Genomic DNA, 14,720 nt, shown 5'->3' with positions numbered 1-14,720 from the left:
CGCTGCATCGACGTCACGCGTTACGCGACACGCACGCGCTGACGGCGCAGGAACGCGGGAATCGAGCTGACGACATCCGGCTTGCCCTCGTTGCCCGCGATATACGGGCTCCACGGCTGCGCGCGTATGGCGGTCTTCGTCTTCCAGACGACGTTGAACTGACCGTCGCCGCGAATTTCGCCGATCATCACGGGCTTATGCAGATGATGGTTGCCGTCCATCGTCAGTGTGAAGCCGGAAGGCGCGGCGAAGGTCTGACCGACCATCGCGGTGCGGACCTTGTCGACATCGGCGCTCTTCGCCTTTTCGACGGCCTGCTTCCACATGTGGATGCCGACGAAGGTCGCTTCCATCGGATCGTTGGTGACGCGCTTGTCGCCGCCCGGAAGGTTCTGCGCCTTTGCGTACGCGAAGAATTCCTTCTCGAACTTCGAGTTGTTCGGGTTCTTCACCGACATGAAGTAGTTCCATGCGGCAAGATGGCCGACGAGCGGTTTCGTGTCAATGCCGCGCAGTTCCTCTTCGCCGACCGAGAACGCGACGACAGGCACGTCCGTCGCTTTCAGGCCCTGGTTGCCGAGTTCCTTGTAGAACGGTACGTTCGAATCGCCGTTGATCGTAGAGATGACAGTCGTCTTTCCCCCTTGGGCAAAGGTCTTGATGTTCGCGACGATGGTTTGATAGTCGCTATGTCCGAACGGTGTGTAGACCTCCTGAATGTCTGCATCTTTCACGCCCTTGGAGTGAAGGAACGCGCGCAGGATCTTGTTGGTCGTGCGCGGGTACACGTAGTCGGTGCCGAGCAGGAAGAAGCGCTTGGCGCTGCCGCCTTCCGGTCCCATCAGATATTCGACGGCGGGAATCGCCTGCTGATTCGGCGCGGCGCCCGTATAGAACACGTTGCGGGACATCTCTTCGCCTTCGTACTGCACGGGGTAGAAGAGCAGGCCGTTGAGTTCCTCGAACACCGGCAGCACGGACTTGCGCGACACCGAGGTCCAGCAGCCGAACACGACCGCGCACTTGTCCTGCGTGAGAAGCTGACGCGCCTTCTCGGCGAAGAGCGGCCAGTTCGAAGCGGGATCGACGACGACGGGCTGAATCTGCCGGCCCATGACGCCGCCGCTCTTGTTGATATCGGCGATGGTCATGAGCGCCGTGTCTTTCAGCGACGTCTCGGAGATCGCCATCGTGCCCGACAGCGAATGGAGGATGCCGACTTTGATCGGACCGGTATCGGCGGCGTGGGCTTTCGTGATCGGAAGTTGGCCCGCAAGGGCGAGCGCGCCCGACATGGAGCCGAACTTCAGCAGACTGCGTCGTTTCATTTCTGTGTTCCCCTTGCCGATGTGGTTGTTTGAGCAATGACGATTGCTCGGAGCGTTCTGCAAGGGGTATGCCAATTGGGGTCTTTTGCCCTAATGGCGGGGGTTTGCGGGGAGTCGCAGGGAAGTTTTACTTCGGGGGATGTGGGTTAGCGGGCGAGGTTTTGGTGCATGCACGGGAGATGTGCATCGTTGCGGTGCGGGTTTCGTTCTTTTTCGCCGGCTCCCGATTACGCGTCGGTCTGTTGGGACTGCCCCGCACAAGGGCAGTGCCAACAGACCGACGCGATCACAGGCTTCCGCGAAAAAAAAGCGGAACGCAACCTTACCGATTAACCAACCGCGCCGGCACACTAAGCACAAGCACAGCCCCAAGAACGAGAAAACCCGCGAGCATATACATCCCACTCGAATTAGAAGCAGTGACCTGCTTCAACCACCCCACGAGATAAGGACTCAAAAACCCGGCGAGATTCCCAAGCGAGTTGATCATCGCAATACCCGCAGCCGCCCCGGTGCCGGCAAGAAACGCCGTCGGCAGACTCCAGAACAGCGGCAGCGTCGTGAGAATGCCCATCGTGGCGAGCGTGAGGCCGAGCATCGCGAGCGTCGTGTTGTTGAACCACACCACCGACAGCACCAGTCCGATCGCACCGATCAACGCCGGAATCGCGATATGCCAGCGACGCTCGCCGGAACGATCCGCGCTGCGCGCCGCGTACAGCATGCCGATCACCGCCGCGCCATAAGGAATCGCGGAGAGCAGGCCGACATGCAGCGCATCCTTGATTCCCATCGACTTGATGATCGTCGGCAGCCAGAAGCTCACGCCATACAGTCCCATCACGAACGAGAAGTAGATGATGCTCATCAGCCACACTTTCGGGCTCGACAAGATCTTGCCCAGCGACAGATCTTCCTTCTGGACGTTATCCGCCGCGATGTTGCGTTCGAGCAGTTCGCGTTCTTCCTGCGTGAGCCAAGAAGCCTTCGAGATACGATCGTCGAGCTTCAGGAACACGACGATGCCGACGATGATCGACGGAATGCCTTCGAGCAGCAGCAGCCATTGCCAGCCGTGCCAGCCGTTCTTCATGTGGAACGCATCCATGATCCAGCCGCTGATCGGCCCGCCGATCAGACCCGAAAGCGCGATCGCCGTCATGAACAGCGTCGTGATGCGCCCGCGCCGCTGCGCCGGAAACCAGTACGTCAGATAAAGAATGATGCCGGGGAAGAAGCCCGCTTCCGCCGCGCCGAGCAGAAAGCGCATGACGTAGAACATCGTCGGCGTGGTGATGAACATCGTGAGCGCCGAAATGACGCCCCACGTAATCATGATCCGCGCGATCCACACGCGCGCGCCGACGCGATGCAAGATGATGTTCGACGGAATCTCGAAGATGAAGTAGCCGAAGAAGAAAATGCCCGCGCCGAAGCCGTACACGGCATCCGACAGTTGCAAATCGGCGGCCATCTGCAGCTTGGCGAAGCCGACGTTCACGCGGTCGAGATACGCCACCACATAACAGATCAGCAGAAGCGGCGCGAGACGCCAGACGACCTTTCGGTAAGTGGCCTCCTCGAACGCGGAAGGCGTGCCCGCGCCGGGGCGCGGCATGGGTTTGGCGGTGCTGGCCATGATGCTTGTCTCCAATATTTTTTGTGTGCGCCAGGCGAGCGGACGGGCCCGCTCGCGATTACAGGCGCGTAAGGATTCTAGCCCGTCGGCCGCACCGCAAAACGCCCGTTTCTGCTAGGGAAAGCACCGATGCCCGCGCCCGCCGCACACGGCGCGCGGCGTGCGCGGGCAAGCGTCAGACGCAGCGTCCGCCGTCCACTTCGAGCGCGACGCCGGTGATGAACTCGGCATCGTCGGATGCGAGATAAAGCGCCGCGTTGGCGATGTCCTGAGGCGTCGAAAGCCGGCCGAGCGGTATCGTCGCGAGAAACTTGCGGCGGTTCTCGGGCGTGTCCTCCATGCCCATGAACTCGGAGAGCAGGGCGGTCTCGCCCATCACCGGATTGATGCAGTTCACGCGGATGCGGTCCGCGCCCAGTTCGACCGCGAGCGCCTTGCTCGCGATGATGACCGCCGCCTTGCTGCCGTTGTACCAGACGAGTCCCGGACGCGGCCGCACGCCCGCCGTCGACGCGATATTGATGAACGCGCCGCCGCCCCGTTCGCGAAAGTACGGCACGAACTGCTCGACGCTCCAATAGATGCTCTTCACGTTCACCGCGTAGACGCGGTCGAATTCGGCCTCGGTGACGTCGAGAACGGGCTTGTTACGGTGCGTCGTGCCCGCGTTGTTGACGACGACCTGCACGCTGCCGAAGTCCCCGATCGCGGCATCGAAGAGCGTTTGCCAGTCGGCGCGCTTCGTCACATCGCCTTGAACGGCGATCGCGCGGCCGTGCTTCACCTCCGGCGACGATGCGAGCGCGATCTCGCTCGCGACGCGCTCGGCGGCCGGCCCGTTCAGATCGTTGACGACGACGTTTGCGCCCTCACGCGCGAACGTCTTCGCGATGCCTTCGCCGAATCCCGAGCCGCCGCCCGTCACGATGACGGTTTTGCCTTGCAGTCGCATGCGTGTCTCCTTATCCGTGTTTGATGGCGATGGTCTTGAGCGTCGTAAAGCCGTACAGCGCCTCGAAGCCTTTCTCGCGTCCGTGTCCCGAATGCTTGACGCCGCCGAACGGCAATTCGATGCCGCCGCCCGCGCCGTAGTTGTTGATGAACACCTGTCCGGAACGCACGCGGCGCGCGAGCCGCATCTGACGCGCGCCGTCGCGGGTCCAGATGCCGGCGACGAGCCCGTAGTCGGTGCCGTTGGCGAGTCGCAGCGCGTCGGCTTCGTCGTCGAAGGGCATCGCGGCGAGCACCGGGCCGAACACTTCCTCGCGCGCGAGACGATGCGTCGGCGGGACGTCGCGCAACAGCGTCGGCGCCTGATAGAAGCCCGCTTCGGGCGCATCGCCGACGACTTCGCCGTGCGCGGCCATCGGAATGCCGTCGTGCTGCGCATCGGACAGAAAATCCCACACGCGCTGCTGCTGCTTCGCGCTGATGAGCGGGCCGCAGTCGAGATCGAGCTTGCTCGGACCGACCTTCAGCGCCGCGAACGCCTCCGAGAGACGATCCAGCAAGGGTTCGTACGCCGCGCGCTCGATCAGCACGCGGCTGCCCGCCGAGCACGTCTGTCCGGCGTTCTGCACGATCGCGGCGACGAGCACGGGAAGGGCGGCGTCGAAATCGGCATCGGCGAATACGATTTGCGGCGACTTGCCGCCGAGTTCCAGCGTGACGGGGACGTGATTGTCGGCGGCCATCTTGGTGACGGCCGCGCCCGTCGCTGGCGAGCCGGTAAACGAGATGTGATCGATGCCCGGATGCCGCGCGAGCGCCGCGCCCGCTTCGTGACCGTATCCGGTGACGATATTGAGCGCGCCATCCGGCAGGCCGGCTTCCGCCGCCAGTTCCGCGATGCGCAACAGCGACAGGCACGCGTCCTCCGCCGGCTTCACGACGCACGCGTTGCCCGTGGCGAGCGCCGCGCCGACGCTGCGCCCGAAAATCTGCAGCGGATAGTTCCACGGCACGATATGCCCGGTCACGCCGTGCGGCTCGCGGATCGTGAGCACGGTGTAGCCGTGCTGATAGGGCAGGGTTTCGCCGTGGAGCTTGTCGGCGGCGCCCGCGTAAAACTCGAAATAGCGCGCGATGCCGGTGGCGTCGGCGCGTGCCTGCTTCAGCGGCTTGCCGGTGTCGCGCGCCTCGACCTGCGCGATCTCCTCGTGGCACGCGCCGATCAGCATCGACAGGCGCGCGAGGATGCGCCCGCGTTCCGCCGCGCTCGTCGCGCCCCAGCCGCCGTCGAAGGCCGCGCGGGCGGCGGCGACCGCGCGGTCGATGTCCGCCGCGGTGCCCCGCGCGATCTGCGCGAAGACCTGGCCATCGGACGGATCGACGACCGGAATCGTCTCGTTGCCCGATGCCGCGATCCAGCGGTTATCGATGAAATGCTTCGCGTCTTCCATGCATGTCTCCTGAAATCGGATGTTCTGGAGCCGGAAACCGATTATCGCGCCAACCGGGAACGTGCGTCGGGCGTGCGGGGTCGATTGGCTATAATGGCGAAATCACGCGCAGACAAGCGCGACGGGCCGCAAGACACCGTCCGCCCGTGCGATTCCATCTCCGATCTCAACTTCTCCAGAGAGCGCTCATGAGCTTCAACAACGTACCTCCCGGCAAAGATCTCCCGCACGATTTCAACGTCATCATCGAAATTCCCGCGCAGAGCGATCCGGTCAAATACGAAGCGGACAAGGACATGGGCCTGCTCGTCGTCGACCGTTTCGTCGGCACCGGCATGCGCTATCCGGCGAACTACGGCTTCATTCCGCAGACGCTCTCCGGCGACGGCGACCCGGTCGACGTGCTCGTCATCACGCCGTATCCGCTGCTGGCGGGCTCGGTCGTGCGTGCGCGCGCGGTCGGCATGCTGCAGATGACCGATGAATCGGGCGTGGACGCGAAGCTCGTCGCGGTGGCGCACGACAAGGTCTGCCCGATGACGGCGAACATCAAGTCGATCGACGACGTGCCCGAGTATCTGAAAGACCAGATCAAGCACTTCTTCGAGAACTACAAGGCGCTCGAAAAGGGCAAGTGGGTGAAGGTCGAAGGCTGGGCCGGCATCGACGCCGCGCACAAGGAAATCTCGGAAGGCGTCGCGAACTACAAGAAGTAAACGCGTTCTCCGACAAAACGCCGCCGCATGTCACCCACGCGGCGGCGTTTTTTATTCTTCTTCGCTTGCTTCGGTCTGAGGCAACAACGACTCCAGCGTCCTTTCCCCCGCAATCAACGCGCGCTTCTGCTGCGCGGTCAGTTGCTTGACGCGATATTCCGCGCGCAGCGCCTCCGATTTCCCCGCCAGTTCGAACGACGCCAGCACGCGCACCGGCTTTCGCGCCCGCGTGTAGCGCGCGCCCTTGCCGCTCGCATGCGCGGTGAAGCGCGCCTCGACGTCCGTCGCGATGCCCGTGTAGAGGCTGCCGTCGGCGCATTCGATCAGATACAGAAACCAGGGCATGGGAGAACGATGAAAGATTTGCCGCGCATTATCGCCGAAAGCACCGCGCCGGGGCGTTTTGTCCGCATCGGCGCGCCGCTGCGACTTGCGCGAGAATAGCCGCTTTCGGGCGCGCTCTGCGATGGTTCGGGCGCGCTCGTCGGTCAATCACAGCGAGGTAGCCTGTTGAATCGCGAGGTCGAAATTCATGTGGTCGATGCGCTCGCCGACATCGCCGCCGACGACTGGAACCGGCTCGCCGGCGAAAACCCGTTCGTGCGTCACGCGTTTCTCTCGGCGTTGCAGGAGACGGAGTGCGCCGTCAAGCGCACCGGCTGGCGCGCGCATCATCTGATACTGAAGCGTGGCGGCGAATTTGCCGGCGCGATGCCGCTCTACATCAAGTCGCATTCGCGCGGCGAATACGTGTTCGATCACGCCTGGGCCGATGCCTTCGAGCGCCACGGTCTGCGCTACTACCCGAAGGCGCTGTCGGCGGTGCCGTTTTCGCCGGTCACGGGCCCGCGCCTCATCGCCGCGCATCACGAGGATCGCGTGCTGCTCGCGCGCGGCGCGATCGAATTGACGCGGCGACTCGAACTGTCGTCGCTGCACGTGCTGTTTCCGCACGCGCAGGATGTCGAGGCGCTCACCGACGCGGGCTACATGCTGCGCGAAGGCGTGCAGTTCCACTGGGAGAATCTGCCCGGCGATGGCTACGCGAGCTTCGACGCCTTCCTCGCGACGATGAGCCACGACAAGCGCAAGAAAGTGAAGCAGGATCGCCGGCGCGTGGCGGATGCGGGCGTCACGTACAAGTGGCTGCGCGGTGGCGAAATCGACGATGCCGCGCTCGACTTCTTCTACGACTGTTACGACAACACGTATCGCGAGCACTGGAACGCGCCGTATCTGACGCGCGAGTTCTTCGGCCGCATTCACGCCGATGCGCCCGACAGCATGCTGCTCGTCATCGCCGAAGTGGACGGCGAGCGCCTCGCGTGCGCGCTCAACATGATCGGCGGCAACACGATGTACGGCCGCTATTGGGGCACGCGGGAGTTCGTCTCCGGGCTGCACTTCGAGACGTGCTACATGCAGGGCATCGCGTATTGCATCGAACATAGGCTCGCGCGTTTCGAGGGCGGCGCGCAGGGTGTGCACAAGATGTCGCGCGGACTGTTGCCGACGCCGACATGGTCCGCGCACTGGATCGCGGATCAGCGTTTCGCGCACGCGATCGCCGAATTTCTCGATGCCGAAACGCAGGCGATGGATCAGCACATCGAGGAACTCGAAGCGCACACGCCGTTCAGGAAGAAAACGTGAGATGCGATAATCGATTCGACCCCCTTCGCTGCAACTCGCGCACATCCATGTCAGCCATGAGCAGAAATTTCTTCAACCTGTACAGCCACGATTTCGCGCGCGTCGCGGTCGGCGTTCCGTCCTGCAAGGTCGCCGATCCCGCGTTCAACGCGGCGCAGACGATCGAACTCGCGAAAGAAGCCGCCGCGCACGGCGCGGTGCTCGTCGCGTTTCCCGAGCTCGGGGTGTCCGCGTATACCTGCGACGATCTCTTCCATCAGCGCGCCTTGCTCGACGCGTGCGAAGACGCGCTGCAAAGCATTCTCGACGCATCGAAGCAACTCGATATCGCGATGATCGTCGGCGCGCCGGTGCGCGCCGAGCACAAGCTCTTCAACTGCGCGATCGTCATCGCCGGCGGCTTCATTCGCGGCGTCGTGCCGAAGAGCTATCTGCCGAACTACGGCGAGTTCTACGAGGCGCGCCAGTTCAGTCCCGCCGATGCCGCCGCCGAAAACACGGTCACGCTATGCGGTCAGGACGTGCCGTTCGGCGCGTCGCTGCTGTTTCAGATCGAGGATCTTCCGCTCTTCCGGTTTCACGTCGAGATTTGCGAGGACGTGTGGGTGCCGATTCCGCCGTCATCGTTCGCGGCGCTTGCGGGCGCGACCGTGCTCGTGAATCTGTCGGCGTCGAATATCGTCGTGGGCAAGTCGGCTTATCGGCATCAGCTCGTCGGGCAGCAGTCTGCGCGTTGCGTCGCGGCGTATCTGTACACATCGGCGGGCAATGGCGAATCGTCCACCGATCTCGCCTGGGACGGGCAAGGCCTCATCTACGAAAACGGCGAGCTGCTGGCGGAGTCCGAGCGCTTCTCGGACCAGTCGCACCTCATTTACGCCGATATCGATCTCGAACGCCTCTCGCGCGAACGCATGCGGCAAACCACGTTCGGCCGCTCGACGCATCGCCACGCCGGCGAAGTCGCGCAATTCGACGTGATCGAATTTCCACTATCGATTCCCGACGATGAAAAGCTGCCGCTCGAACGCCGGGTCGCGCGCTTTCCGTACGTGCCCGCCGATGCCGCGCGCCGCGACGAACGATGCAACGAGGTCTACAACATTCAGGTGCAGGCGTTGCTGCAACGGCTGCAATCGTCGGGGATGTCGAAGGTGGTCATCGGCATATCGGGCGGGCTGGACTCGACGCATGCACTGCTCGTGTGCGCGAAAGCGATGGACCGCCTCGGTCTGCCGCGCTCGAACATCCTCGCCTATACGATGCCCGGCTTCGCCACCAGCGACCGAACGCTCAAGCAGGCGCGCGAGCTGATGGAAGTCGTCGGCTGCACGGCGAGCGAGATCGACATTCGTCCGAGCTGCGTGCAGATGCTCGCCGACATCGGCCATCCGCACAGCACGGGCGCCGAACAATACGACATCACGTACGAGAACGTGCAGGCGGGCGAACGCACGAGCCATCTGTTCCGGCTTGCGAACTTCAACCATGCGATCGTCATCGGCACGGGCGATCTGAGCGAGCTCGCACTTGGTTGGTGCACCTACGGAGTGGGCGATCACATGTCCCACTACAACGTGAACGCGAGCGTGCCGAAGACGCTGATCACGCATCTGGTGCGCTGGGTTGCCGAGTCGGGACAGATCGGCGGAAGCGGAACCGATGTGCTCGAAAACATCCTCTCCACCGATATCAGCCCGGAACTCATCCCCGGCAAGACGAGCGGCGTGGTGGAGCAGAAGACGGAGAGCGTCATCGGCCCGTACGAATTGCAGGACTTCAATCTGTACTACACGTTGCGCTTCGGCTTTGCACCAACGAAGGTCGCGTTTCTCGCGTTGCATGCATGGCGCGATCGCGATGCGGGCGCGTGGCCGGAAGGCCCGACCGTTACGCGGAATCAATACGACATCGGCGCGATCCGCAAAAATCTGCGCATCTTCCTGGATCGGTTCTTCCGCACGAGTCAGTTCAAGCGCTCATGCGTGCCGAACGCGCCGAAGGTCGGCTCGGGCGGCTCGCTTTCGCCGCGCGGCGACTGGCGCGCGCCGAGCGACGGCCAGGCGACGGTGTGGCTCGCGGACCTCGAACGCGTGCCGACGAAGGAGTGATATCCGACGTCCTCGCGAATATACGGACCGCCTGCTCGATGAAACGCGGCTAGAATCGAAAACATCTGTCCCGCGCGGGACACGACCTTTTTTCGAACCCCTTGAATCGATCTTTACGCGAGGCACGCCATGAAACGCATCACCGCCATCATCAAACCGTTCAAGCTCGACGAAGTTCGCGAAGCGCTGGCCGAAGTGGGCCTGACCGGTCTCACGGTCACGGAAGTGAAGGGCTTCGGCCGTCAGAAGGGGCATACCGAGCTTTATCGTGGTGCAGAGTATGTCGTCGACTTCCTGCCGAAGGTGAAGATCGAAGTCGTCGTCGCGAACGATCAAACCGATCAGGTCATCGACGCGATCATCGGCGCCGCGCGCACGGGCAAGATCGGCGACGGCAAGATCTTCGTCGCCGATGTCGAGCGCGTGATCCGCATTCGCACCGGCGAGGAAAACGAAGCGGCAGTCTGAGCGCCGTCGTTCTTTCGTTTTCATCGAGGCCCGCCATTTGCGCGGGCCTTTTCTTTGCGCTTGCACCAGCGCGATGCGCGTCCAAAAGATCGCTTGCCGGAGGGCAGGAATCCGCGTCCGTGCGGTAACATCGGCTATCCCATTATCATTTTGTAAGGAAATAGTTGATGCATCACGCGATCGGCTTCATTCAGGATCTCGCAGTGATCATGGCCATCGCGGGCGTGGTGACGGTGCTCTTTCACCGTCTGCGGCAGCCGGTCGTGCTGGGTTATATCGCGGCGGGCGTGATCATCGGGCCGTACACGCCGCCGTTCAATCTGATCCACGACGAAGCGACCATCCAGACGCTCGGCGAACTCGGCGTCGTCTTCCTGATGTTTTCGCTCGGGCTCGAATTCAGCTTGCGCAAGCTCTTCAAGGTCGGTGCGACCGCCTTCGTCGCCGCGCTTTCGGAAATCGTGCTGATGATCTGGGTCGGCTACGAGATCGGGCGATGGTTCGGCTGGAGCTCGATGGACTCGCTCTTTCTCGGCGCGATGCTCGCGATCTCGTCGACAACCATCATCGTGAAGGCGCTTTCCGAACTCGGCATGAAGGGCGAGCACTTCGCGCAGATCGTGTTCGGCATTCTGATCGTCGAAGACATACTCGCGATCGCGATGCTCGTGCTGCTCTCCGGCATCGCGCAGACGGGGTCCGTAAGCGCTGCCGTCGCGGTCGTCACGCTCGGCAAGCTGCTGCTTTTCATGACGGTGTCGCTGGTCGTCGGCATTCTCACGGTGCCGCGCGCGCTCAACTACGTCGCGAAGGCGAAGAGCGACGAGATGCTGCTCGTCACCGTGCTCGGCTTCTGCTTCGGCTTCTGCCTGCTCGTCGTGAAGCTCGATTATTCGATCGCGCTCGGCGCGTTTCTCATCGGCGCGATCATGGCGGAGTCGCGGCATCTCGCGCGCATCGAGCATCTGATCGCGCCGGTGCGCGACATGTTCTCGGCGATCTTCTTCGTCACCATCGGTTTGCTGCTGAACCCGACGGTGCTCGTCGACTACGCGTGGCCGATCGCCGTCATCACGATTGCCGTCGTGCTCGGCAAGATCGTGTCGTGCGGGCTCGGCGCGTTTCTCGCCGGCAAGGACGGCCGCACGTCGATGCGCGTCGGCATGAGCGTCTCGCAGATCGGCGAGTTCTCGTTCATCATCGCGTCGCTCGGGCTGTCGCTGAAGGTCACGAGCAGCTTTCTCTATCCGATCGCGGTGGCCGTGTCCGCGCTCACGACGCTCTTCACGCCGTATCTGATCCGCGCCGCCGATCCGCTCACGATGCGCCTTTCCCGCGCGATGCCCGCGCCGCTCGCGCATACCTTCGGCCTGTATTCGCAGTGGCTCGCGAGCCTGACGCCCGCGTCCGGCGGCCCGACGCTTTTCTCGATGACGCGGCGCATCGTCATGCAGATCGCGGTGAATCTCGCGCTCGTCGCGGCGATTTTTCTCGGCGCGTCGTATGCGGCGCCGTTCGCGTCGGGCTATCTCGCGCGCTGGCTCGACACCGATAACGCGCAGCGCGTCGTGCTGTGGGGCGCCGCGTTGGTGATCGCGCTGCCGTTTCTCGTCGCGGTGTATCGCAAGCTCGAATCGCTCGCGCTGCTGCTCGCCGAAGTGAGCGTGCAGCCCGCGAAAGCGGGGCGCTTCACGAGCGCGATCCGTTCGGCGATTTCCGGGCTCATTCCGATCGTCGCGATGTTCGGCGTCTTCCTGCTCGTCGCGGCACTGTCGGGCGGGATCCTGCCGCCGTTCGGGTTGATGGTCGGCGTGCTCGTGTGCGTCGCGCTGTTGCTGACGGTGTTGTGGCGCTGGTGCGTGAAAATCCACGCGACGATGCAGATCGCCTTGCGCGAGACCTTCGAGGAGCCGCGCGACCATTGAGGGTTTTCGTCACGGGATAGCCCCGACAGCGGCCCGCACCGGGTTCCCGCGATAATGTGAGCCAATGTGACCAAATGTGTGCTGGTTTGCCCCGTGCAGGTCTCAGGCGGATAATCGGGGTTTGTCCACTCTCCTTATGGCGTTCGAGCGCCTGAATCAGGAATGAGCGATAACAAAACGTCCAACGACGCAAGCAGCACCGATGCCCGCCGCAGCGGCGCCGATTCACAAGCCGCCCCGCGCAGCGCGAACCCGACGGCCTCGCCCGAAGCCGCCGCCGCGGCCTCGGCGCCCGGTCCGCAGGCGAGCGCGACCGAACGGGCATCGACGGATGCGCCTTCGAGCGCGTCGAACGTCGAGCCGGCCGACACGGCGCAAGCCCGCCGCGACGACGCGCTGCAGGACGCCCGCGAGGCGCGCGCATCGGCGGCTAGCGCGACCGCCGCGCAGGAAGCCGCGGTGCGCGAGAAGCAGCGCGCATCGGCGAAACCGCGTGCGAGCCTCGCCGAAAACTTCGAGGCCGCGACCGATGCGGAAGCCGCCAGCACCGCCAACGCGCAATCCGCGTCATCCGATTCCCCGACTGGCCGCGCCACCGTTCTGCCGCCCGAATTCACCGAGGCGCCGGACTTCGGCAAGCTCAATCCGCCGCCGCTGCCCGCCACCGAGCAGACGTCCGCGCAGCCTCAACCCGCGTATCTCAAGCAATCCGATTCGGCGTGGTCCGTCTTTGGCCGCGTGATCGCGGCGCGCGCGCGGCAGATTTTCGATCGCGCGGGACAGCGCATGACTCAGCGCACGTTGCGCATCGGCGTGTCGGCGCGGATCTTTCATCCGGAGCCGGGCGCGAAAGGCTTGCGCGGCAAGACGCTGCAATATCTCGAGGAATCCATCGCGCATTGGGTGATGTCGCGCGACGTGCTCGTGTTCATGATTCCGACGGTCGGCAATCAGGGCATGCTGCACACGAGCAATATCCGTCTGCGCGACTACGCGAAGCATCTCGACGGCCTGCTGCTGCAAGGCGGCGCGGACGTCTCGCCGCAGTCGTACGAAGAAGCGACGACGCGTCCCGAATGGCCGGGCGACCGCGTGCGCGATATGTACGAACTGGAGTTGCTGCATGAGTTCGTCGAGTCGGGCAAGCCGGTGCTCGGCGTGTGCCGCGGCTGTCAGCTCATCAACGTGGCGTTCGGCGGCACGCTTTACGGCGACATCGCCACCGATGTGCCCACGGCCGGCATCCACGTCAACGAGCAGTACGACCAGCATAGGCATTCGATCCGCTTCCCCGAAGGCTCCACGCTCGTCAACATGTTCCCCAACCAGCGCGAGGCGATCGTCAACTCGATCCACCATCAGGCGGTGAAGACGATCGGGCGCGATCTGAACATCGAGGCGGTGTCGGCCTCCGATGGGATCATCGAGGCGGTGCGCTACCGGAAGGCGCCGTTTGTCGTCGGCGTGCAGTGGCATCCGGAGTTTCATCGCGCGGGCGGCGCGGAACTGCTCGATTGCACGCCGCTGCTCGATACGTTTCTGCGCGTCGCGCGCGAAACACGCTTCTGACGCGAGACGCGTTTTCGACGTCGCCAAGCAGGAAGGCCCGCTCGGATCGAGCGGGCCTTCTTCGTTTTCAGATGCGTATCGCGCAGATCAACGCGACGGCGACGCGCTCACCGGCGCGAGTCCGGCTTCCGTCTGCTTTTGAAGCTGCTCGACCTGCAACTGCAGCGTGCGCAGCTTACGTTCGGCTTCGAGCTTGTCCGTCTGCAGCACGGCCGATTCGGCCTGCAATTGCTGCTGACGTTGCGACACCTGCGAATCCTGCTGCTGCGCGAGTTCGAGATCGGCGGTGAGACGGTTGGCGCGATCCGCCGATTTCGCGATCACGCGATCGAGCAGCGCTTTCTGCGCCTGCAATTGCGCGCGGCGGATTTCGCCATCGGCAAGCTCGAAGCTCTTGCGTGAGAACTGCGCGTAGATCGTTTCCGCGCGGGCCGCGTCCTGTGTCTTCACGACGCGCCACAAGCGCGCGTCCTGCGACAGCGCGACGTAATACAGCATTTCCTGCGCGAGGAAGTAGAGCCGCGCCCCGTAACTGCCGTTGCGCGTGGCGCGCAACTCGGTGAGGCTTCCCGCCTGCACGAGACTCTGCAACTCGACGATGTTCCCCTCGACGCGCGGCGCGTTCGAGTTGGCGGTCAAGTCGGAGAGGTCTACGGGCGCGGGTTGCGCGGGCTCGCTTGCGGCGGATTTCGCCGCCGTTGTGGGCGCCGCGAACGTGCTGCCGAAAGGCGCAAGGAAACCACACAGGGACAAGGCGAGGGCGAGCGTCGCGTAACGGAGATGATGACGTAGTTGCTTCATGTTGGCGTCGTGGCCGGGAATGGTTGATCGTTCTGATGCGTATTGCGCGCTTCAGCGCGCGCTGTTCGCGGATGCGCGACCGGACGAGGCCGCGTTGCTGTCGAGTGT

General features: G+C 63.7%; 12 protein-coding genes. 6 read left to right on the top strand and 6 right to left on the bottom strand.

The window, feature by feature from the left end; genetic code table 11:
• Positions 1-20: 20 nt before the first annotated feature.
• The 4 genes from urtA to NCS02_RS10710 form a co-directional block, all read right to left on the bottom strand.
• Complete coding sequence (gene urtA, locus NCS02_RS10725) at positions 21-1,328, bottom strand: urea ABC transporter substrate-binding protein (protein ID WP_008342462.1); 1,308 nt, start codon at positions 1,326-1,328, stop codon at positions 21-23.
• A 322-nt stretch (positions 1,329-1,650) separates the two neighbouring features.
• A complete protein-coding gene (locus tag NCS02_RS10720) occupies positions 1,651-2,967 on the bottom strand; it encodes an MFS transporter (RefSeq protein ID WP_008342460.1) in 1,317 nt (438 codons plus the stop codon).
• A 175-nt stretch (positions 2,968-3,142) separates the two neighbouring features.
• A complete protein-coding gene (locus NCS02_RS10715) occupies positions 3,143-3,919 on the bottom strand; it encodes an SDR family oxidoreductase (RefSeq protein WP_008342458.1) in 777 nt (258 codons plus the stop codon).
• 10 nt (positions 3,920-3,929) lie between these two features.
• The gene (locus NCS02_RS10710; RefSeq protein ID WP_008342457.1) at positions 3,930-5,369 is read right to left on the bottom strand and encodes an aldehyde dehydrogenase family protein; all 1,440 of its coding nucleotides are present in this window, start codon (positions 5,367-5,369) and stop codon (positions 3,930-3,932) included.
• Positions 5,370-5,557: 188 nt separating this feature from the next.
• Here NCS02_RS10710 and ppa point away from each other — a divergent pair, with 188 nt between their 5' ends.
• A complete protein-coding gene (ppa, locus tag NCS02_RS10705) occupies positions 5,558-6,085 on the top strand; it encodes an inorganic diphosphatase (RefSeq protein ID WP_008342456.1) in 528 nt (175 codons plus the stop codon).
• 51 nt (positions 6,086-6,136) lie between these two features.
• Here the strand turns inward: ppa and NCS02_RS10700 are convergent, their stop codons facing one another.
• Positions 6,137-6,430, bottom strand: a complete 294-nt coding sequence (locus NCS02_RS10700; RefSeq protein ID WP_008342455.1) for a GIY-YIG nuclease family protein — start codon at positions 6,428-6,430, stop codon at positions 6,137-6,139.
• 165 nt (positions 6,431-6,595) lie between these two features.
• On the opposite strand from NCS02_RS10700, the gene NCS02_RS10695 reads away from it, so the two are divergent.
• From NCS02_RS10695 to NCS02_RS10675, 5 genes are all read left to right on the top strand, one after another.
• On the top strand, positions 6,596-7,738 hold the full coding sequence (locus NCS02_RS10695) for a GNAT family N-acetyltransferase (protein WP_008342454.1): 1,143 nt from the start codon (positions 6,596-6,598) through the stop codon (positions 7,736-7,738).
• Between the two features lie 56 nt (positions 7,739-7,794).
• Positions 7,795-9,849, top strand: coding sequence for an NAD(+) synthase (locus NCS02_RS10690; RefSeq protein ID WP_008342453.1), 2,055 nt, complete (start codon positions 7,795-7,797; stop codon positions 9,847-9,849).
• A gap of 129 nt (positions 9,850-9,978) precedes the next feature.
• Positions 9,979-10,317, top strand: coding sequence for a P-II family nitrogen regulator (gene glnK, locus NCS02_RS10685; protein WP_008342452.1), 339 nt, complete (start codon positions 9,979-9,981; stop codon positions 10,315-10,317).
• A 167-nt stretch (positions 10,318-10,484) separates the two neighbouring features.
• Complete coding sequence (locus tag NCS02_RS10680; RefSeq protein WP_008342451.1) at positions 10,485-12,242, top strand: cation:proton antiporter; 1,758 nt, start codon at positions 10,485-10,487, stop codon at positions 12,240-12,242.
• A 162-nt stretch (positions 12,243-12,404) separates the two neighbouring features.
• Entirely contained in the window at positions 12,405-13,811 is a 1,407-nt protein-coding gene (locus NCS02_RS10675) for a gamma-glutamyl-gamma-aminobutyrate hydrolase family protein (protein ID WP_008342450.1), read from the top strand.
• A gap of 87 nt (positions 13,812-13,898) precedes the next feature.
• Here NCS02_RS10675 and NCS02_RS10670 read toward each other — a convergent pair whose 3' ends face one another.
• Positions 13,899-14,612 carry a DUF2968 domain-containing protein gene (locus tag NCS02_RS10670; RefSeq protein ID WP_008342449.1) on the bottom strand — a complete coding sequence of 238 codons (714 nt, stop codon included), beginning with the start codon at positions 14,610-14,612 and terminating at the stop codon, positions 13,899-13,901.
• Positions 14,613-14,720 lie beyond the last annotated feature (108 nt).

It is taken from the genome of Caballeronia sp. NCF2, from assembly GCF_023631205.1.
In the GTDB taxonomy this organism is placed as follows: Bacteria; Pseudomonadota; Gammaproteobacteria; order Burkholderiales; family Burkholderiaceae; genus Caballeronia; species Caballeronia zhejiangensis.
Note: the sequence above shows the minus strand (reverse complement) of the source record. Positions and strands in the feature narration are given on the sequence as shown.